Below are 20,376 nucleotides of genomic sequence, written 5' to 3' on the forward strand. Positions count from 1 at the left end.
GATTTTATATAGCTTGGGCTGCAAAAGCTCCGCGCTTTATGCTTTGGGCTGAATCATATTCGCTGGTACGACATATTGGTCGAACTGCTCTTCAGTCAGCAGTCCACTACGGAGAGCCGCTTCTTTAAGAGACAGCCCTTCCGCATGCGCAAGTTTAGCGATTTTAGCCGCATTTTCATATCCGATATACGGATTTAATGCTGTCACCAGCATCAGCGAATTGTTCAAATTGTGCTCAATTTTAGTGAGATCCGGCTCAATACCGACCGCACAGTTGTCATTAAAGGCTACAATTGAATCCGCTAGCAGATTCACAGATTGCAGGAAATTATAAATAATGACTGGCTTAAACACGTTCAGTTCAAAATTGCCCTGACTCGCAGCAAAGCCGATAGCTGCATCATTACCCATGACCTGCGTTACGACCATCGTAAGTGCCTCGCTCTGGGTCGGATTGACCTTACCCGGCATAATCGAGCTTCCCGGCTCGTTAGCAGGAATCGTGATTTCACCCAAGCCGCTACGCGGACCACTTGCCAGCCAGCGAACATCATTGGCGATTTTCATCAAATCAGCAGCAAGCGCTTTAACGGCTCCGTGTACGGCAACCACTTCATCATGGCTGGTCAGCGCATGGAATTTGTTTGGTGCGGACGTAAACGTTTTGCCAGTGAAGCTGGAAATTTCCGCAGAGGTTCGGTCACCGAACTCCGGATGAGCGTTAATACCCGTGCCCACGGCTGTACCGCCTATCGCCAGCTCCTTCATATATTGCACCGTGTCGATGATAATTCGCTTGCTTTTGTCCAGCATGGCATACCAGCCGCTGATTTCCTGACCCAGAGTAAGCGGCGTGGCATCCTGCAAATGAGTACGTCCGATTTTAATAATATCCTTAAATTGCTCTGACTTCTGCTGGAAGGTTTCTTTCAGCTTATCTATAGCAGGCAGCAAGTGATCCTCCACTGCAATGACACCCGCTACATGAAGCGCCGTCGGAAATGTATCATTCGAGCTTTGCGACATGTTCACATCGTCATTAGGATGCAGTTTCATATCCTGTCCCTGCTCTTGCAGCCACTGGCTTCCGAGATGAGCAATCACTTCGTTCACATTCATATTGGATTGCGTACCGCTTCCTGTCTGCCATACGACCAATGGGAAATGGTCATCGACCCGTCCAGCAAGAATCTCGTCCGCCGCATAAATAATGGCGTCCTGCTTCTCCTGTGACAGCTTGCCCAACTTATAATTGCTGATCGCTGCACTCTTCTTGAGCACTGCGAAAGCCTGAATAACCTCTAATGGCATTTTCTCCGAGCCAATAGGGAAATTTTCCTTGCTGCGCTGTGTTTGCGCTCCCCACAGACGATCTGCCGGTACTTTGATTTCACCCAATGTATCTTTTTCGATGCGGTAGTTCAACTCATTTCCTCCTCTTGGCCTATGTAATTCAGACAAAATATGGTGACTTCCTTGCCTATTATACATTAAATTTCAAAGGTTATCATATATTTTGCAAGCGCTTTTTTACGATTAGGCTGGAGGAGGAATGTATCGTTAACTACAGACCAAGTCTCCTGGGTTCAGCTAATGGTGATATTGCCTTTAGTGCGAACTTCTTTTCTGCCCAGCAGCCTATTCAGCGCGTCGATATAAGCTTTGGCGCTGGCTTCCAAAATATCTGTACTTGCGCCTCTTCCGCGGGCGGTGTACTCTCCTTGTCTCAGAACAGCATGCACTTCACCCAGTGCATCCTTACCATATGTTACAGATTGGATCGAATAATCCTCCAGTTCCACTTCTTCACTACTGGCCTTGTCTATAGCATGAAAAATTGCATCGACGGAGCCGTTTCCCATCGCCACTTCATCAATAGCTGTTCCATCCTGTTTAATCAGTCGAATAGACGCTACGGGAACCGACTGATTGCCATAGGATACCTGGATGGAATCCAGCGTGTAAATTTGAGGCAAGGCACTGTGACTCTCATCCATCAGGACGAGCAGATCTTCATCCAGCACCTGCTTTTTCTTGTCCGTCAAGGCTTTGAATTTTCGGAACGCCTCCTGAAGCTGCTCCTCTGTCAAAGCACCAAACCCCATGTCCGCCAGCTTTTCCTTGAACGCATGCCGACCCGAGTGCTTGCCAAGTACAAGCTTACTTGTCTTCAAGCCGATGCGCTCGGGGAGCACGATCTCATACGTTGTACGCTCCTTAAGCATCCCGTCCTGGTGTATACCGGACTCGTGGGCAAAAGCATTGGCTCCAACTATAGCCTTGTTCCCCGGTACCGGCATCCCTGTGCGTTTGCTCACCAAGCGACTGGTGGCATACAATTCCTCCAGAACCAGACTGGTTTGCGCATTATAAAGCTCGGTTCTGGTATCAAGAGCCAACGCAACCTCCTCCACTGGTGTATTTCCGGCACGTTCCCCGATGCCATTGATTGTGCCTTCAAATTGGTCTACACCATTACGGATGGCCGCGAGTGTGTTAGCTGTTGCCATGCCAAGATCATCATGACAGTGGGTGCTGAGCTGTATTTTTTCGATGCCGGGCACTTGGGCTTTTACGATTCTGAACATTTCACCGAACTGATCCGGCGAAGCATAACCCACTGTGTCCGGCAGATTGACGACTGTTGCTCCAGCACGGATCGCCATATCCACGACCTCGCAAATAAAGTCCAGCTCGGTACGGCTGGCATCCTCCGCCGAAAATTCCACCTTGTCAAAATACTTGCGCCCATAACGAATGGCTGCGGCTGCGGTCTCCAGTACCTTCGTCTTGTCCATTCGCAGCTTGTGCTGGCGGTGAATGGGTGAGGTAGCCAGAAAAAGATGAAGACAAGCGTCCTCCGCTCCCCTCAGCGCCTCTCTAACCGCATCTATATCCTGCTCTTTCGACCGAGCAAAACCAACCAAGGTTGAATTAGTAACCTGTTTGGCAATCTCCTGCATGCTGAATATTTCACCTGGCGAGGTAGCCGGAAAACCAGTTTCAATCCGATCTACGCCCAATTTTTGCAGTTGAAGGGCAATTTCCACCTTTTCTGTGCTGGTCAGGCTTACTCCTGGTGCTTGTTCTCCATCTCTTAACGTTGTGTCCAACACCCATATTTTGCGCATACAGAACCCACCTTTGGTTTTATTTTAGGAGATGCTCGATATAAAAGATTTACGAATCATTTTATTCATATGATCATCTGATGTTTAAGATTAAAAAAATTATGAATTTCCCATGTGCTTTTGCAGCTCCAGCTTGGTGCCATCCAAATGCTGAATACTGTACAGCTCGGCAGCTTTGGCATCCTGATCCCGGATCGCCTCATATATTTTCTCATGCTGAAGTGTAAAAGGATTTTGCATCGCCGGATCGGTTACGAGATTTTTCAGTGCCTTCCGAATCGCCTCTACAAAGCTGCGATATACGTCCGTAAGCACCTTATTACGTGTAGCTCCGGCAACAGCCAAGTGAAAAGTGATATCGGCATCCAGATACCCGTTCAAATCTCCAGCGGCCAATGTCACGGCACGACGGTCCAGCGCCTCGCGCATCAAGCGTAAATCCTCATCCTTACGGCGTAACGCAGCCAGCCTGGCAATTTCCAGCTCCAACACACTCCGTACTTCATAGACCTCAATAATTTCAGCGCGACTCAGTCGGTAATCCAGAGGCTCCTGGGAAGTCGTCGGTTGGCAGACAAAGGTTCCGTGTCCTTGTTTTTTCTCTAATAGACCGGCATGTACGAGAACGCTGACCGCTTCACGCACTGTGGAACGCCCCACTCCAAAAAGCTTCATCAGCTCAGGCTCTGTCGGAATTTTTGTACCCACATCCCATTCACCAGCAGCTATTTTTCGTTGCAGCTGTTCAGCCACTTCATCAGCGATTTGCTTGCGTTTGACGGCTTGAAAAGGCACCATTTCCTGATTCATCTGATCATCTCCTGTTTCGTATCATACTATGGCGGCTTGTCATCCTGCAACCTGTTTTTCATGTTCCTTTCCTCACTAAACAGACTTCTGCCTGTAATATTTGTCTTCTCCACCTCTCCTATCAACAAAATAAAGCCCGCACCGTTGGACACGATACAGGCTTATTTCGATAAAATATAGACTAAGACTAGGATTTCGATTGTGCAGGTATGACACAATATAAACGGCTGGTTGCTTCAAAAATATGGCCTGGAGCAAGCGCAATCAACCCGATCTCCTCCGCAGGCAAGTCCGGACGATTCGGTGCATTGATCATGTTCATTTGCGGCTCAGGACAGATGAATTCCTTGTTCGCTTTGTTATTCCAGATCATCCAATGCTTATAGGCCGTGCCTACATCGTATACGAGAGTGGCGCCTGTCTTACTGTGTGTCAGCTCCATATAGTTGCGTCCATTTTGCGGAGCTGCCGTGTAATGATTATCCATGGAGGCAAAATAAGGACTCACTCCCGTTGTCTTCAGCAGTTCCTCTTCCGGTGACAATGGCTGGAGCTGTCCTGTGGCTAACAACCGCTCCGTCAGCTCGCGACGCTCACCGATAGTAACCTTAATTTTGTAGTCTTCCGGCGAACTATCCGGTACGAATGGAACCCGAATTGCCGTGTGAAAGGCATACAGGTTTGGAATCGGCTGATCACCCTCGTTGTGGATCACATAACGCTGATGCAGTCCAAATTCATCCAGGCTGTACGTCAGCTTGATGGTAAAGGTGAACGGTAAATAGTGGAACATGGGGTGTCCTTCCCTCACATGCTGATTCATTACCACATAGCTGCCCTGTTCTCCAGATCCATAGTCCTCAACCTCCCACCGGACGGTGTGTAAAAAACCGTGCAAATGGTTGTGGGTGGCCGTTTCATTGATGGGCAGTTCATATGTAACTCCATTCCACAGGAATTTGCCATCCTCATACCGATTCGGAGGATACAGGAAAGGAATCCCATAGACTGACGGACTTTGTTTAAAAGCCTCTATGCTGTCAGCTTCCGGCTCACGAAGAAATGAATATCCCGTCTCATTGTCACGAAAAGAAATCAGATTTGCGCCGTTTCCCGGCAGGGCTACCGCTTCATAACGCCCGAATTTAAGGCGAATCGCTGGTATTCCATAATAAAGGTCACCAATTGCAGCATGCTGATGTGTCATCAAAAATCCTCCTTGATGAATGACGATGATAAATGAAAGCGTTTAGCTTTTGGCTTGACTATACCATGCTGAGCAAAAAAATTCCATGCCAACACAAAAAAACGATGCCCCGTAAGGCATCGTCCTTTCCAAGTCACTACACATAGCGCCCCTGCTTGGGTACAGCCGTATGCTCAAAATCCTCCGCCAGTCGTTCCAACTGGGTCGTCAGCTCATTTCCCTGCATATAGTGACCGTGTCCCGTAACGGCGATCTCCGGCTTTAAACCGGACAGCAGTTCTACTGACCGCTGCGCAGCCTGCCAATCTGTCGTAAAATATGCAGGCGGACCGTGTATTTCTTTTTCCTGTAAAATAACCGCCAGCGCCGATTCCTGTTTTACGGTAATAAAAGCATCTCCGGCTACCAGCAACCGTCTGCGTTCATGAAAAAGCGATATGTGACCCGGCGTATGTCCAGGTGTATGCAGCCACTTCCAACCAGGCGCACCGGGCACACTGCCATCCTCTGGCAGACGGGTGATGCGATCATCCAGATCAATGGCATCATTGGGATATAAAAAGGAAACGCTCGACAGCAGACCTCCACCCACACTGGGATCAGGTTGTTGGTAATCCTTCATCCCTGTCAAGTAAGGAAGCTCCAGCGGGTGCGCATACACAGGGGTACCCCAATGCTGAACCAACTCAATGACCGATCCCACATGATCAAAATGCCCATGAGTGAGCACAATAGCAACGGGAGGGCTAGCGAACCGTTCCTCAGCCAAGCGAATAATCGAGTCTGTAAACCCCGCCATCCCCGTATCCACCAGTACCCAAGATCGACTTCCCGGCTCCCCGATAAAACACACATTTACAAACAGCGTCCGTAAGCTCAGAAGATCGGGAGCAGCCTCTTCATTTGCTGTCATTCCTTCGGTGAACAGATGATTTGCCAAACCGTCATCCTCCCCATTCACATGGAATTTGCTGTCATTATCGACCTATAGGCTTCCCCCATGTCGGCAGATTATGCATTATGCGGACACTGCTAAATATAATCCGCTTGTCACGAAAATAGACCATGTTTACATTACTCGGGTAATTTACTCCAAGCCGCATCAAGCAAATAATCAAACAAATCATCATTCTCTTCAATCCAGGCATCCATACGCAGCATCTCTTCCTCTACGCGTGGCTCGCCTGCAAAATGAAGACTGTAATCCCACTCCTTGCCCCTTTTGCTATGGAACGTAATTTCGTATACAGAAGTCTGTCTATCTACTCCAAACACGACCTGACCCAAGTATGCACCATTCTCATCTCTAGTCATTTGTGCCTGTTGAATATGTACTTCTTTTACTTCCTGAGATGCATTTTGATCAGTCATTCATCTATCCGCCCTTTCATCTTCCCCAAAATGTACCAAAACTAATTTGTGAACCTTTTCGTTACATTGTACAATATATAAGCCGTGTGTGGAATTTGCAAAAAACTGCGCAGGCAACCCCAAGCCCTGTAAAGGGCCTTTTCGTGAAATGGAGGAAAGTTACATGTCAGATTTTCAACAAAAATTGCAAAAATATGCCGAGTTAGCCGTTAGGGTGGCTACTAATGTCCAGCCCGGGCAAACACTCATCGTTCATGCTCCCATCCTGTCCGCTGAACTTGTGCGGCTAATCGTCAAATCCGCGTATACCGTCGGAGCCAAGCTGGTCAAGGTAAAATGGAGCGACGAAACCATTACTCGCCTACAATATGAACTGGCTCCTGATGAGACTTTTAATATTCCTCCCAAATGGTATGCGGCCGAACTGACCGAAGAGGTCGAGAACGGTGCAGCAGTACTGCATATCTTAGCAGAAAATCCGGATTTGCTTCAAGGTATCCCATCGAGTCGAATTACTGCGGCCCAACGCGTACGTTCAAATGAATTGCGCCAATACCGTGAACTTCAAATGGCCGATAAATTCAGTTGGGCTCTGATTGCTTACCCTTCTGAAGAGTGGGCTGCTAAAGTATTCCCGAATCTGCCAGCTTCTGAACAAATGGATAAGCTGTGGGAAGCCATTTTCAGCACCGTGCGTGTAGATCTCGATAATCCGGTAGAAGCTTGGAAAGAGCATTTGAAAACACTCTCCAGCAAATCAGATATTTTGAATGCCAAACGCTATAAAAAGCTGCATTATTTGGCCCCAGGCACTGATCTGACCATCGAATTGGCTAAAGAGCACCTGTGGGTTGCAGCCGAAAGCGTCAATCAGCAGGGACACACCTTCGTAGCCAATATGCCTACCGAAGAAGTATTTACTGCTCCGCTCAAAACCGGAGTGAACGGCAAAGTAAGCAGTACCAAGCCGCTCAGCTACAGCGGAAATATTATCGACAACTTTACACTGACCTTTGAAAACGGGCGCATTGTAGATGTGCAGGCTGAAACAGGTTTGGAGACTCTTCAGCATCTCGTTGAAATGGATGAAGGCTCCCACTACTTGGGCGAAGTCGCTCTTGTGCCTCACCAGTCCCCCATTTCGAATAAGAACATTTTGTTCTATAATACGTTGTTTGATGAAAATGCCTCCAATCATCTGGCGATTGGCAATGCCTATGCATTTAACCTCAAAGGCGGAAAGGACATGACTCAGGAGCAGTTGGCTGCCAACGGCCTGAATTCCAGTCTGACGCACGTCGATTTTATGATCGGCTCAGGGGAAATGGACATTAACGGCGTCACCGAGGACGGTACTGAGGAGCCCATCTTCCGCAAAGGAAATTGGGCGATCTAAAAAGACAAAAAAGGCTCACGTCGCTTTCATGCGGAGGAGCCTTTTTTCTTCATTCAACGGGTTAAATCACAGATGTTTTACAAATTACGAAGCCACTGATTCACTGTAATTCCAAAGACAACTTGCACTATGCTGATGATTAAAAAGACAATAAGGCAGCTTATGATTCTTCGATTCGTGGATTGGTGCATGGATAAAGAAGATTTTACATAAAACATGCTGCCCAATATTCCTATACACACACCAAAGATCCCCGAAAATAGCAATCCTATAACCAAGCTGACCACAACAAAAGCCCAACTCCAGCCGGGAACTTTAGCCACAGGCACGTAAGGCTGATTGGAACCCAGATATACGCCATCCACGGCCAAATCCGCTTTGTTGCCGATGACGACAACATTTACAGCTTTATTCGTCAATCTGATGGGGAAATCGACCAAATTCAAAAAAGCATTCTGGCTTTTAACCTTCTGTACGCTTCCATTCACAATAATTTTCCCTCCGCCGAGGCTACGCTTGTACTCAATTTCATACTGAGTTCCATTATCTTCTACATTCCATTTTGCCATTGCTCTACTCCTCTCAAATTTTAGGGTAGCCGTAGATATACTTCCGACATTTCCTAATTCAGCATGTTGCATCATTCGATTCCCAACGCTTGAAAGTACAATATTGCTGATTTGTAATCGCTCTTGGGATTGTTGCAAAATGCTCATTTATGTACTGTAAAAATCATAACATAAGCTGCAAGTTAAATAATGGAAAAAGGCCGCTTATTAGCGACCTCTTCGTGTATTTCATATTGTATTGGTGTTAGTTCGTTTGTCCAATTTTAGCTTTGTAAGCAAGGGAATACTGGTCAGCGGCTAAAATCGCATCCAGCACATCGTCCGCCGTTACAGCAAATGGCAGGTTGTGAGCGGTTTCGCCTTCTTTCGTCGCCGCCTGAGCTACACGGTACAGATCCTCGCGGGAGGCTTCCTGGAGCTTGACGTCCTCCAGTGTGACGGGCAGATCCAGCTTCAGATAAAAATCGATATACCGTTCCACTTCGGCCAAAGGTCTTTTTTCCAGCGCAAGCTGTACCAACGTACCGAAAGCCACCTTCTGACCATGCGTCAGATGATGAATATCCCCTTCCAGCACGGTAAAACCGTTGTGTATCGCATGTGCGCCTGCCAAGCCACCACTTTCGAATCCTAGCCCACTCAGCAGCGTATTAGCTTCCACCACTGCTTCAAGCGCAGGTGTAACCACTTTGCGCTTCACGGATTCATAAGCTTGCAGTCCGTAATCGAATAGAACCTCTTCGCACTTGGCCGCAATCGCTTCGGCTGCCAAGGTTGGCAAGCCACCAGCCATCGTTGTAGCCCGAGCCTCGATAACCGCTCGAGCTTCAATCCATGTTGCCATCGCATCCGCAATGCCAGAAGAGAGGAACAATGGCGGTGCTTGGGAAATAACCTTCGTGTCAACCAGGATCAAGCTTGGATTTTTACTGAAAAAAGAATACGTATCAAATGCGCCCTCATCCGTGTACAAGACAGATAGCGCACTGGTCGGAGCATCCGTAGAGGCTGTCGTTGGAATAATCACAACCGAGGAACCTAGCACCTCATTAACCGCCTTGGCAGTATCCAGCGTCTTGCCGCCGCCTACACCAATGACAATATCGACATGCCCGCTTCGTCCCTGATCAGCAATACGGTTCACTTCATTTTTGGACGCTTCCCCTTGAAACTCCACCTTTACCGAAGCAAGCCCCGCTTGTTCCAGACTTTTCACTACCCGGTCGGCTGCGATACCCCATACCAGCTTGTCAGCAATAACCAGAGCAGTATGACCTAATGGCTTGACATATTCACCCGTTTTATCAATCACATTTTTCCCTTGCACATATTTACCCGGACTAATAAATACCTTTTCACTCATCGTTCAACTCTCCCTTCCAAGTTTGTACAATTCCTATTATACGGCTGAAAGGGCACACATCTCAATTTCAAACCCCAGATCTTCAATCATTTGATGATCGGCTGTGACTTCTTGTCCATCTGTCGTTAAATAATCGCCTACGAAAATCGAGTTGGCTGCATACAGGGATAAGGGTTGCAGTGTTCCCAAATTCAGCTCCCGTCCGCCTGCGACACGAATTTCCTTGGATGGACAAATGAACCGAAACAGCGCCAGTACCTTTAATGCTCTGATCGGAGATGTGCGCTTTGTTCCTTCCAGCGGGGTTCCGGGGATCGGATTCAGGAAGTTAACCGGAATGGAGTCGGCACCGAGTTCTCGTAACGCATAACCCATTTGGACAATTTCCTCATTCGTTTCCCCCATTCCGATAATCACGCCGGAGCAGGGTGACATCCCGTGAGATTGAGCCATTTTAACCGTTTCGACACGTTGGTCGTATGTATGTGTGGTTGTAATGGACGGATAGTTGGCCTTGCTCGTATTTAAATTGTGATTGTAACGATGGACTCCCGCCTCTGCCAACCGGCGGGCCTGATCTGCTTTAAGAATCCCCAGACACACACAAATTTTAAGTGGCATCGTACTGGTAATTTCCTGTACCGCCTCAATTACCTGATCCAGCTCTTGATTGGTTGGGCCCTTACCGGAAGCTACGATACAATATGTACCTGCTTTCCTCGCTAACGCTTCACGGGCTCCGGCCAGCAGAGACTCCTTGTCCAGCATACTGTATTTGCTGACAGGTGCCGTGGATACGATGGATTGTGAGCAATAGCCGCAATCCTCCGGGCACAGACCGCTTTTGGCATTCATAATCATGTTGAGTTTTACCTTTTTACCGTAAAAATGATGACGCACATGAAATGCAGCTTGCATAATCGGTAAGATTTCCTCATTGTCCGCTTCCAGCACCGCCAATCCTTCTTCCAGCGTCAAATTGCTGCCGTGGATCGCTTTTTCTGCCAGCGAGTACCAATCCGTAACCTCATTGGACCATTTCATACTTTGTACCTCCCTAATTTAAATGAGCATGTAAACAGATACGTTTCTCAGGAGAAATTCCCTTTTTAATTGTCAACCAAATTAATTTATAATAGGTTGACAATGATACAGACATCATATCAATTCATGTCTTATGTGTAAAGAAGCCAAAATCAAAAAAAGCGGCCCTCTATCGTTCAAGGGTCGCTTCAAGGATTATTCAATTATAGAATGTCTACTCTTTTTTCTGATTTACGAGACTCCGGCTTCCTCCATAAGGATTGGCTGCTTCAACAGCCGAATACGTGAAATCCGCTTGTTCTCGATTTCTTCTACAACGAACTGACAACCTTCAAATTCTACAGACTGACCCGGCTGTGGCGGGATGACCTCAACATGCGAGTACAGCCAGCCCCCTACTGTATCATAATCCTCATGATCCAGATTCAGTCCAAAGCGATCATTCACTTCATCAATTAACAGCATACCGTCAATGGAAAATTCCTCGTCATTAATCTGCTCACAACCCGGACGCTCCTGATCGAACTCATCCTGAATTTCACCAACGATCTCTTCCATAATATCCTCCAGCGTCACCATACCTGAGGTACCACCGTATTCATCAATCAGAATCGCAATTTGTGTCTTGCTACGCTGCATGCGTTTGAGCAAATCGCTAATTTGCGTAGATTCAGGAACGGCAAGAATCGGGCGGATCATCGTACGGGTATCCAGTTTGTTTGCCCGCAGAAGATCCTTAATATGGATAAAGCCGATAATATGGTCCTTGTCATCGGCACAGATTGGATAACGCGTTCTCATGCTTTCCGTCGCAATCGCGAGATTTTCCTCTGTGGACTCATTGCTGTACAGACAAATCATCTCGGTACGCGGAATCATGATTTCCCTGGCGGTCGTGTCGGTAAAATCAAATATATTATCAACAAGCGCCAATTCCGTATTATCAATTAGTCCGCTCTTATTGCTTTCTTTCATCAGAATGCGTATTTCATCCCCCGTATGAGCGGAATCGTCATATTCAGATACCGGCTCCAGACGGAATAAACGCAGCAGGCTGTTCGCCATGCCATTCAACGCCCATATGAATGGATACATCAGCTTGTAAAACCAAGTCATCAGCATGGCCGAATACAGCGTAATGGTTTCAGCTTTACGAATGGCTATTGTTTTGGGCGCCAATTCACCCAGCACAATATGCAGAATCGTAATCACAATAAATGCAATGACCACGGCAGTACCGTGTACATATACCGGTCCTAGCCCGGCGGCGGTAAATACAGGTTCGATCAAATGTGCAATGGCCGGCTCTCCGATCCACCCCAGTCCCAGCGAAGCCAGTGTAATGCCCAACTGGCAGGCAGACAGATAAGCGTCCAAATTGTGTAACATATTCGCGGCATATACAGCTTTTTTGTTACCCGCCTCTACCAATGCTTCAATACGGCTGCTTCTGACCTTCACCATTGCAAATTCTGCAGATACAAAAAAACCGTTTAATAATACTAATGCAAAAACAATAAATAAGTTAAACATACTCGGTAAAGGGTCACTCAATATGCTCCCCGTCAGCCGTCATTACGGCAGACAGGCGCACCTCCTTCGGATAGTTTCATCATAGACAGAACGATAACACATCATAAGCAGCGTCAACTTCCCAACACATTCACTCCTTCCGGCTTTTACAAGCCATATTTTCGCATGAATGACGAAGCCATTCATCAGCTTATATTCAATTATATAGTTATACACTACACAGTCAATCCGCAAGGTATGTCAGAAAAATCGGCTAACGCGGTCATTTTGACCGAAAATCGCCATTTTCCGCCTTTACCACAAGGGAAGCTACTATATTTGAGAAAGAATATAAATAAAATAAATCCCCCGCCGTAAGGCAGAGGATTGGGGAATAAACTATATATATGAAGACATCAGCGAACCGGGGACGAGCCCGGATTACCCATGACGCCAGGATATTGGTACAACAGCGGCTCATCAAAAGTCGCATAGTCCAGATTCACCATCAACAGAATGGTGCGTCTTCCAGTAGAAGGATCACTGATAATAATGTGGTCACGACCAGCCGCTTCCAAAATACCCTTGAAAATTTTTGCGTTCCATTCCCGGTTATTTTCATAGGTCATATAAAAAGTACCTGTTTTGCCCAGATTCAGACGCAAAATATTTTCAATATAAGATTGCTCATATTGTGGAGTCTGAGTCTGTACCACTGTGCCAGTCGGTGTCATTGCGCTACCACTATTGACTTGAAGGGGAAAGCCGCTCATGGGCTGCATGGGCTGCATGGTTCCCATTGGAGCCAACCTAGGCCATTCGGGAAACCCGCCGCCAGCAGGATAAGAGACAGGACGGTAAGCTTGCTGTGAAATCATTTTAATTCCTCCTAAAATGGTTTTAAATCATCCACACTCATGTTGTTTCGCGTTAATAGACGGCAGGGCAATCCTGTGCAGTTGGACTAAAGAAGCAATGGGCCTTGTAACGGCCGGTGTTAGTCTGGTTATACCAGGTATCCGGACAGTCCCCGGAAGGTCTGAAAAACCACAATGCATTCGAAGCCGGGCGAATCTTTTCCCCATTAATGACACGCCGGGCAAGACGAATGTCACGGTCACGGGCTCTTTGATAAAAGTACCCCTTTTGGGTAGCTTCAAATCCGCCGGGACTTTGAAACACCATGTCATTCATGAGGCGAATTCCCTGAAAATCCAGACAATTGGCCAAAATCCGATTAACACCGACATTGCCGACCATGAGCATTCCCTGCTCCCCTTCTCCTTCGGCCTCTGCTCGCATAAGCCGGGCCAGTGTCCTTACATCCTCTGAGTTGACATTAATAACAGCCAACGTCTCCCCTCCTTACTGCTCAATCATATATCGTATCGTATGGTACAAATGCCCAATGGGTGACAGCGACAGCAAAAAAAATAGACAAAAAAATAGCCCCGAAATTCGGGACTATCCTACAGTAACGTATCCTTATATAAAAATTAAGTTCGCCCATGTTCAGCCTAATTTTCAGGGCTTATAAATCATTTTTCGCGTCATGCCGCCATCTACAACCAGATTCGTGCCTGTAACAAAGTCGTTGCCGGACTGGGTCAAATACAGACACGCCCGCGCGATGTCGGCAGGAATTCCCACTCGACCGGATGGATGCTGCTGATGGTCTTCGAGGCGTAGTTGACCCGGATTCCATCCTTTCCTAGCGATATGGCCATCGCGTGTGTAAGGGCTGCAATGGCTCCTTTGGACGCCGCATAGGCTTCAGGGGCTGCCCATGAATGAATGGGAGAATAAGCTGCTGTCTACATTTTAACCTGTTCCAAGCTATAGCGATTGAGACGCTGGAACCCGATGTACCGTGTACCCTGAAAGGTAAGCCGCCCCTCATCTCCCTCGGCACATTGACCATATTCTTCCCCGCTCACCTTAAACTCCATCCGGTCGCCACTCTCCACCTCGAAGGTTACATAATAGAAAGTATAGGTACGAGTCCCTTGTTCCTCCTGCCGCCTCTGTTGGAGATGTGTCCTTCTGGCCGTAATTCGGGAACCGACCGTCAATACAGGCTGCCTTTTATTCCGGCTCCATTCCATGACTTCCTTGCCCGCAGACAGTACGACAATACCCAACACGACTACGAAAAATACGGGCAGTACCGTACCCAGCCAATCGAACATCCATAATGACTCAAATCCCATGCACCGCACTCCTCTCCGCCAGGCATTCCACAGGGAAACAGCCGGGCATCCTCACATGACCTAAGCTTTCTGTAATAGTATATGTACGTTCCTGCCCAAATTTGATAGCAACCCTCAAGAACGCCAAGAGCCTCCACGGAATGATCCGGGAGGCTCAACATATGGCGATATCAGAATGATGCATCTGTTTATACATGTACAAGCTGGAGATAACGTTGTGTTTCATCCAGTACTTCATTTTCTTCTGTTTCGGCGTAACGTTCTGCACACTGCTTACAATCCTCTTCAGTCGTGCAACCGTAGGCATCCTGGCAAGTGTAACAAAATTGAAGGTAGTATTGGGTTAACATATGATCCTGATTCGCTCTCATGATTATCACTCCTATCGTTGTTTACAGGTTCAGTATAACAGCGGCTCATCCGATAGATTGTGATTTTTTTCACATATTGTCGTATAAAATTTAAGTTTTTTAAAAATAAAACGCCCTGTGCCTCTTTCCTGTATCTGCATGGCCTTTTGAGGACGTGCAAAATTAGGAAAAAAAGCACAGGGCAATCGCTCTGGTGAAGGGCTATAGGATCCTCCAGTTGGCACCGCCATCCGTCGTTTTAAGTAACAGTGATTTCTTGTCGTCCAATCGTTCCAGAAGCAGCCACCCTACCGTAGAAGAAGCGAACCGGAGCTTGACCGATCGCGGGTAATCCTCTAGCTTCGATGGCAATACTTTGCTGCCAGTAAGGGTTGTCCACGTCTTGCCCCCGTCCATCGTTCGCTTCACTCCGGTTGGGGTTACGATCCACCCTTCCTTATCATTTAGAAAAGTGCGGCCGGGAATAACGGAGTTTCTTTTACTGGTCAGCCCCAAAGACACATTGTTCCATTGCATGCCTGCATCATCAGTAAACAGTCCGCTATACTTTGTACCGCTGTCTAAATAACAGAGAACAGGAATCCAATACGAGGAACTATTTCCTTTAAAAGACTGCGGAGCTTCGGCTTCTGCTTGAGGACAACCCTGCATCTTGCTGGCTACCGGGGTCCAAGTCTTCCCTTGATTCGAAGTCTTATAAAGCTTAACTTTGCTATCCAGATTAATCGCAACAAAACCCTGCTTGTTGCCATCAAAGCTCATTCCTGCCATGCTGCCCTGATCGGGCAGGCCCGAGCTTGACTCATTGGATGACATGCCAGAACTTTGCGCAACCTTCTTCCATGTGGCCCCTCCATCAGTGGTATGATACAACAACTTTTGTTGATCCTGCTCATTCAGGTTTGTAGACGCCATAATCCATCCGGTAGATGGATTTACATATTGTATCGCGCTCACATGCTCCCCGCTTGGGAGCGCTGAAATATCCCAGCTTTGTCCCCCATCAGCGGTTCTGAGGATGACGGTTGCGGTTTTGTCCAGATTTTGACGGACAACCCATCCATGCCGGGAATCGGTAAAGCTAATATCCTTCCCATATCCAAGCTTGTCTTGAAATTGAACGTTTTCGGAAGGAGAAATATTATTCCAGGTATTTCCACCATCATGCGTATAATAGAGCCGAAGCTCATTACGAGTAACTCCCCAAACGAAACCTTTGGTATTATCAATCAGATGGAAATCAGCTATTCGTGTCTGAACTACATATTTGGCATTGGGATCGCCCACCTTCGGCGTCAATGGTGGATTAATAGTTATCGTTTGTCCCTGGTCATCCGGTTCCTCAACCGGAGGTTTGGTTACGGTTTCTGCGGGTTCGGAAGAACAGCCAGCCAGCAGGATACCTGTCAGCAGCAATACTCCCCCCAGGAGCGCACGCCAGCGCAGTTTCATATAAAGATCCTCCCTCGATGGCATGCGGTAATCCCGTGCCACAACCTTATCTGAAACAGAATTATACCATAAACGACCTTATGTGACACTTTTCGCGCACTCATACAAAAAAACCGGTCACCCTCCACATAAGTGCAGGATGCCGGCTTTTTAACATTCAGACAAATTAGGATTTACGGTTTAACAAACTTTTGTGATATCCATAGAAGAAATAAATCAGTAGACCCAGCAGAAGCCAAACGATAAATCCAATCCATGTGCTGATATGAAGCTGAAGCATCAAACCGACGCAAACCAGGGCACTCAAAAGCGGGAGCAACGGAACCCAAGGTACGGTAAAGCCTCTTTTCAAATCCGGACGTCTCTTCCGCAGAACGATCACCCCAACCGATACAACGGCAAAAGCAAACAGGGTTCCGATACTCGTCAGGTTCGTCAATGCATGTAATGGAAAAAATCCACTAGCCAATGCGATGATGCTTCCGACCAGCCAAGTGCTTCGGATTGGTGTTTGAGTTTTGGGATTGATTTTAGATAAAAATACCGGTAACAAACCGTCACGCGACATCGAGAAAATTAACCGTGTTTGACCATACAACAGTACGAGTAAAACCGTGGTCATCCCGGCAATCGCACCGACAGAAATCAATCCTGCCGCAAAATCCTGATGGATAAAGCGCAAAGCAAACGCAACAGGATCATTTACCCCTAACTGCGTATAAGGCACCATTCCGGTAAGTACAACCGAAACCGCAATATACAGCACCGTACAAATCGCAAGCGAGGAAATAATACCAATTGGCATATTCCGCTGCGGATTACGTACCTCCTCTGCTGCCGTTGAAATGGCATCGAAACCCAAGTAAGCAAAAAATACGATTGCCGCGGCACTCAAAACACCGGAAAAACCATAGGGGAGAAACGGTGTCCAGTTAGCAGGCTTAACATAAAAAATTCCGATTCCGATAAACAGCAGCACGACTCCGACTTTGACACAAACCATAACGAAATTAAATCGGGCCGTTTCCTTGGCTCCGAGACTCAGCAGCAGTGTGATCAACATAATAATACACACAGCAGGCAGGTCAATAATGGTTCCCTTGGCTGAATCAAAGGCTGCGGTTAAAGCCAGTGGTAAATGTATATCAAACCCAGCCAGCAAGCCTTGAAAATAAGCAGACCAGCCACTACTCACAGAGGCAGCCGCCACCCCGTATTCCAGAATTAAGTCCCAACCCAGCACCCAGGCCAGAATTTCCCCAAACACAATATAGCTATACGCATAAGCACTGCCGGCAGCGGGAACCGTAGATGAAAGCTCCGCATAGCACAGGGCTGCCAGCACGCAGGCAATTCCTGCAATAACAAAGGAGATCATCAGGCCAGGACCCGCATTTTCCGCTGCTGCCTTGCCTGTGATCACAAAAATTCCGGTACCGATGATACATCCTACACCCAGCATAGTCAGATCGAAGGCGCCCATCGTTCTCTTCAAGTGATCCGTCGTTCCGTTTTCTCCATGCGGGAGCATCCCTGTCTTTTTTCGAAATAAGTCCATAATCATAATCCTCTTTCCATAATGTCCTACGCCAATATTGCTACTGCAACGCTTTAGTGTGTGTTTCTGTCGATTAATTATTAGCGAGTCCCTGTTTGAAGTCAAGGAGAAATGTCATATTTCTTTGCAGTGGAGGGCACATATACGGTAAACTAAGATGGAAAGATAAATTTTGTATTATTAAAAAATGAAAAGGTATTCAACCCGAAAAGGAGATGAGGATTTTATGAGCTTAAAACCTTACAAACGAAGCAGAGTGGCCATTGTCGGCATGGGAGCGGTCGGTACAACGACCGGTTACACCCTCCTGCTACGCCAACGCATGTCAGAACTTGTCTTTATTGATGTTAATGTCAAAAAGGCGCAGGGGGAAATGCTCGATATGAATCACGGGCTTCCCTTTCTCGGCGGTGTCAAAGTGTGGGCGGGTGATTATGAAGACTGTCGTGATGCGGATATCATCATTGTTACAGCGGGCGCATCACAAAAACCGGGAGAAACACGCATTGATCTGCTCAAGCGTAATGCCGAAATTTTTGAAAGCATTATTGATAATATCGTCAAGGTAAACACACACGGCATTTTGCTGATCGCAACCAATCCAGTGGACATTCTCTCCTACATTTCCTGGAAACGTAGTGGCTGGCCTTCGAGCAGAGTTATCGGTTCGGGAACGCTGCTGGACAGCGCACGCTTCCGTTATTTGATTGGTAAGCAAAAGGGCATTGACCCTCGCAGCATCCACGCCCATATTATTGGAGAACATGGCGACTCCGAACTGCCTGTATGGAGCACGGCCAACATCGCAGGAACTCCATTGGATCTGGGCGAAGAAACGAAAAATGAAATTTTTGAAAGTACCAAAAATGCAGCCTATGAAATTATAGATGCCAAAGGCGCGACCTCTTACGCCATCGGGCTGGCTCTCGACCGGATCGTAGCCGCCATTCTGGGGGACGAAGGGTCGGTACTTAATGTGTCCACTTTGCTGGAAGATTATAACGGAGTGTCTGACGTTTATCTGGGTGTCCCGAGTATCGTAGATCACAACGGGGTACGCGAAATTTTAGATCTTCCACTGAATGACAAGGAACGTCAAGGGCTACACCAATCTGCGGACAAGCTGAAAAATCAAATCAGTAAACTCAACTTGTAGATGGACAAACTGAAATTGTAGACAAAAAAGGGCCTCCACAGCGGCGAAAATACCGTTGAGAGGCCCTTTTTTTGATTATGTCATATAAGGAGTTCAGCTTATCGTAAACAGTTTATTCAGATTACCAAGGCGGTGTGTCGCCATCGGCAAATTCGTCTTCTTGCAGGCGTTTCTCTTTCAGTCGCTCAGCCACCGTTTCGAACGATTCAGGTTGAAGCAGCTCAATCGGTGAAAAGCCTTTTTCAAACGTAAATGCGTCGCCTTCAATGATAAGCGCGTACCTGTCGTGCAGCTTCGTAATATGCAGCTTGGCCCCAAAGTCGGACAGCAGTCCACGCACAGCCGTATCATCCAGCTTGAAGCGAACTTCAATTTCCGGTTTTAGCTCAACAATATGCTGTGCAGCCTCTACGACCTGAAGGGGTTCCCATTTTCCTTGCAAATCCCGTTTTTCACTGGCCGCCCACAGCTCCAGATCACGTTCCTCTTGCTGTCTTTCCTCATTGGAAGCATCTGGCCATTTCGTCTCTACATAGTTCTGGACGAAGCCCATGACATGCTCATTAACGATTTCTGGCATGGATTGCTCGTAGGTCACAAATTTCAGAAAATCCTCAAAATACCGGGCATGCGAGGACTGGTGAATTTTAAGCTCCCACTCATCGTTCATCCCCTCCTCCAGCATGTAAGGATACATGATGGATTTCATATTACGTGCTGAAATGGCCATTTCGACCTCACTGACCAGACTGCTTTCGGTAATCCGGGCAATTTTAGGTTCAAAATCACATTTGAGCACAAAAATAAACGGATCATCGGAGTGTGTATTCAAGGTAGCCTGTACAATGATCAACGCTCCGCCGCGTACCGCGCTCGTATCCAGATACATCCGTACCAGATCGTCGCAGGCATTTTTAAAATCTTCCTTATCCTCTGCTGCCCGCAGCCGGGCGAACATATTGAAATTCGGATTACTGCTCAGTTCATGCTCCGGTTCGACGATAAAGCGGCCAATTTTGGTCGGTGCCTGCTCTGTGCTCGGATTTTTCTCGACCTTCCGCTTGCTAATGCGGGCAAATTCCCCGTCCAGAAATTTTTTAACATCACTTTCGTCATAATCATAGTCATCCATCGTAGCGTAATGCTTGTAGGACTTACCGCCCTGTCCTTCTTTTCCGTCTACCTGAATTACAAAAAAAGATAAAAAGTCCACTTGAAAGTTCATT

The 20,376-nt window shown here is 47.2% G+C and carries 19 protein-coding genes and 1 pseudogene; 2 read left to right on the plus strand and 18 right to left on the minus strand.

Features of this window, described 5'->3' with window-relative positions; all coding sequences use genetic code 11:
* Nucleotides 1–36 precede the first annotated feature (36 nt).
* From fumC to QD47_RS17715, 6 genes are all read right to left on the minus strand, one after another.
* A complete protein-coding gene (fumC, locus tag QD47_RS17690; protein WP_044647372.1) occupies nt 37–1,425 on the minus strand; it encodes a class II fumarate hydratase in 1,389 nt (462 codons plus the stop codon).
* Nucleotides 1,426–1,586: 161 nt separating this feature from the next.
* Nucleotides 1,587–3,131, minus strand: a complete 1,545-nt coding sequence (locus QD47_RS17695) for a 2-isopropylmalate synthase (protein WP_044647373.1) — start codon at nt 3,129–3,131, stop codon at nt 1,587–1,589.
* A gap of 99 nt (nt 3,132–3,230) precedes the next feature.
* Nucleotides 3,231–3,941 carry a FadR/GntR family transcriptional regulator gene (locus tag QD47_RS17700; protein ID WP_044647374.1) on the minus strand — a complete coding sequence of 237 codons (711 nt, stop codon included), beginning with the start codon at nt 3,939–3,941 and terminating at the stop codon, nt 3,231–3,233.
* Between the two features lie 187 nt (nt 3,942–4,128).
* Nucleotides 4,129–5,148 (minus strand): aldose 1-epimerase, encoded by a 1,020-nt coding sequence (locus tag QD47_RS17705; protein WP_044647375.1) that lies wholly within the window; start codon nt 5,146–5,148, stop codon nt 4,129–4,131.
* A gap of 136 nt (nt 5,149–5,284) precedes the next feature.
* Entirely contained in the window at nt 5,285–6,088 is an 804-nt protein-coding gene (locus QD47_RS17710) for an MBL fold metallo-hydrolase (RefSeq protein WP_044647376.1), read from the minus strand.
* 134 nt (nt 6,089–6,222) lie between these two features.
* A complete protein-coding gene (locus QD47_RS17715; protein WP_044647377.1) occupies nt 6,223–6,519 on the minus strand; it encodes a hypothetical protein in 297 nt (98 codons plus the stop codon).
* Between the two features lie 163 nt (nt 6,520–6,682).
* On the opposite strand from QD47_RS17715, the gene QD47_RS17720 reads away from it, so the two are divergent.
* Nucleotides 6,683–7,915 carry an aminopeptidase gene (locus tag QD47_RS17720; RefSeq protein ID WP_044647378.1) on the plus strand — a complete coding sequence of 411 codons (1,233 nt, stop codon included), beginning with the start codon at nt 6,683–6,685 and terminating at the stop codon, nt 7,913–7,915.
* Between the two features lie 77 nt (nt 7,916–7,992).
* On the opposite strand, the gene QD47_RS17725 is transcribed toward QD47_RS17720, so the two are convergent.
* The 11 genes and pseudogenes from QD47_RS17725 to QD47_RS17770 all read right to left on the minus strand — a co-directional run bounded on the left by QD47_RS17725 (nt 7,993) and on the right by QD47_RS17770 (nt 17,994).
* Complete coding sequence (locus QD47_RS17725) at nt 7,993–8,484, minus strand: hypothetical protein (RefSeq protein ID WP_044647379.1); 492 nt, start codon at nt 8,482–8,484, stop codon at nt 7,993–7,995.
* A gap of 244 nt (nt 8,485–8,728) precedes the next feature.
* On the minus strand, nt 8,729–9,847 hold the full coding sequence (locus tag QD47_RS17730) for a glycerol dehydrogenase (protein WP_044647380.1): 1,119 nt from the start codon (nt 9,845–9,847) through the stop codon (nt 8,729–8,731).
* A gap of 36 nt (nt 9,848–9,883) precedes the next feature.
* Entirely contained in the window at nt 9,884–10,891 is a 1,008-nt protein-coding gene (bioB, locus tag QD47_RS17735) for a biotin synthase BioB (RefSeq protein WP_044647381.1), read from the minus strand.
* A gap of 231 nt (nt 10,892–11,122) precedes the next feature.
* On the minus strand, nt 11,123–12,424 hold the full coding sequence (locus tag QD47_RS17740; protein WP_044647382.1) for a hemolysin family protein: 1,302 nt from the start codon (nt 12,422–12,424) through the stop codon (nt 11,123–11,125).
* A 395-nt stretch (nt 12,425–12,819) separates the two neighbouring features.
* Nucleotides 12,820–13,281, minus strand: coding sequence for a spore coat protein GerQ (gerQ, locus tag QD47_RS17745; RefSeq protein WP_044647383.1), 462 nt, complete (start codon nt 13,279–13,281; stop codon nt 12,820–12,822).
* A 52-nt stretch (nt 13,282–13,333) separates the two neighbouring features.
* Nucleotides 13,334–13,756: a cell wall hydrolase gene (locus QD47_RS17750; protein WP_044647384.1), complete on the minus strand. Its 423-nt coding sequence runs from the start codon at nt 13,754–13,756 to the stop codon at nt 13,334–13,336.
* A gap of 171 nt (nt 13,757–13,927) precedes the next feature.
* Nucleotides 13,928–14,178 (minus strand): annotated as a pseudogene (locus QD47_RS30915) (SDR family oxidoreductase); the annotation flags it as partial.
* Between the two features lie 39 nt (nt 14,179–14,217).
* Entirely contained in the window at nt 14,218–14,613 is a 396-nt protein-coding gene (locus QD47_RS17755; RefSeq protein ID WP_014281575.1) for a DUF2500 domain-containing protein, read from the minus strand.
* A 188-nt stretch (nt 14,614–14,801) separates the two neighbouring features.
* A complete protein-coding gene (locus QD47_RS17760; protein ID WP_014281573.1) occupies nt 14,802–14,984 on the minus strand; it encodes a hypothetical protein in 183 nt (60 codons plus the stop codon).
* 201 nt (nt 14,985–15,185) lie between these two features.
* Nucleotides 15,186–16,436, minus strand: a complete 1,251-nt coding sequence (locus QD47_RS17765; protein ID WP_044647385.1) for a WD40/YVTN/BNR-like repeat-containing protein — start codon at nt 16,434–16,436, stop codon at nt 15,186–15,188.
* Between the two features lie 166 nt (nt 16,437–16,602).
* A complete protein-coding gene (locus QD47_RS17770; protein WP_044647386.1) occupies nt 16,603–17,994 on the minus strand; it encodes an amino acid permease in 1,392 nt (463 codons plus the stop codon).
* 226 nt (nt 17,995–18,220) lie between these two features.
* Here QD47_RS17770 and QD47_RS17775 point away from each other — a divergent pair, with 226 nt between their 5' ends.
* A complete protein-coding gene (locus QD47_RS17775; RefSeq protein WP_044647387.1) occupies nt 18,221–19,150 on the plus strand; it encodes an L-lactate dehydrogenase in 930 nt (309 codons plus the stop codon).
* 121 nt (nt 19,151–19,271) lie between these two features.
* On the opposite strand, the gene QD47_RS17780 is transcribed toward QD47_RS17775, so the two are convergent.
* The gene (locus QD47_RS17780; protein WP_025684297.1) at nt 19,272–20,375 is read right to left on the minus strand and encodes a DUF3900 domain-containing protein; all 1,104 of its coding nucleotides are present in this window, start codon (nt 20,373–20,375) and stop codon (nt 19,272–19,274) included.
* Nucleotide 20,376: the final 1 nt, after the last annotated feature.

The sequence above is a fragment of the Paenibacillus terrae genome, assembly GCF_000943545.1.
Lineage (GTDB): Bacteria > Bacillota > Bacilli > Paenibacillales > Paenibacillaceae > Paenibacillus > Paenibacillus terrae_A.

Bases quoted from the DNA above. Each gene is read 5' to 3' on its own strand.
- QD47_RS17695 (WP_044647373.1), bottom strand. From the start codon at position 3,131: ATGCGCAAAATATGGGTGTTGGACACAACGTTAAGAGATGGAGAACAA.
- QD47_RS17700 (WP_044647374.1), bottom strand. From the start codon at position 3,941: ATGAATCAGGAAATGGTGCCTTTTCAAGCCGTCAAACGCAAGCAAATC.
- QD47_RS17705 (WP_044647375.1), bottom strand. From the start codon at position 5,148: ATGACACATCAGCATGCTGCAATTGGTGACCTTTATTATGGAATACCA.
- QD47_RS17715 (WP_044647377.1), bottom strand. From the start codon at position 6,519: ATGACTGATCAAAATGCATCTCAGGAAGTAAAAGAAGTACATATTCAA.
- QD47_RS17720 (WP_044647378.1), top strand. From the start codon at position 6,683: ATGTCAGATTTTCAACAAAAATTGCAAAAATATGCCGAGTTAGCCGTT.
- QD47_RS17725 (WP_044647379.1), bottom strand. From the start codon at position 8,484: ATGGCAAAATGGAATGTAGAAGATAATGGAACTCAGTATGAAATTGAG.
- QD47_RS17730 (WP_044647380.1), bottom strand. From the start codon at position 9,847: ATGAGTGAAAAGGTATTTATTAGTCCGGGTAAATATGTGCAAGGGAAA.
- bioB (WP_044647381.1), bottom strand. From the start codon at position 10,891: ATGAAATGGTCCAATGAGGTTACGGATTGGTACTCGCTGGCAGAAAAA.
- QD47_RS17740 (WP_044647382.1), bottom strand. From the start codon at position 12,424: ATGTTTAACTTATTTATTGTTTTTGCATTAGTATTATTAAACGGTTTT.
- gerQ (WP_044647383.1), bottom strand. From the start codon at position 13,281: ATGATTTCACAGCAAGCTTACCGTCCTGTCTCTTATCCTGCTGGCGGC.
- QD47_RS17755 (WP_014281575.1), bottom strand. From the start codon at position 14,613: ATGGGATTTGAGTCATTATGGATGTTCGATTGGCTGGGTACGGTACTG.
- QD47_RS17760 (WP_014281573.1), bottom strand. From the start codon at position 14,984: ATGAGAGCGAATCAGGATCATATGTTAACCCAATACTACCTTCAATTT.
- QD47_RS17765 (WP_044647385.1), bottom strand. From the start codon at position 16,436: ATGAAACTGCGCTGGCGTGCGCTCCTGGGGGGAGTATTGCTGCTGACA.
- QD47_RS17770 (WP_044647386.1), bottom strand. From the start codon at position 17,994: ATGGACTTATTTCGAAAAAAGACAGGGATGCTCCCGCATGGAGAAAAC.
- QD47_RS17775 (WP_044647387.1), top strand. From the start codon at position 18,221: ATGAGCTTAAAACCTTACAAACGAAGCAGAGTGGCCATTGTCGGCATG.
- QD47_RS17780 (WP_025684297.1), bottom strand. From the start codon at position 20,375: ATGAACTTTCAAGTGGACTTTTTATCTTTTTTTGTAATTCAGGTAGAC.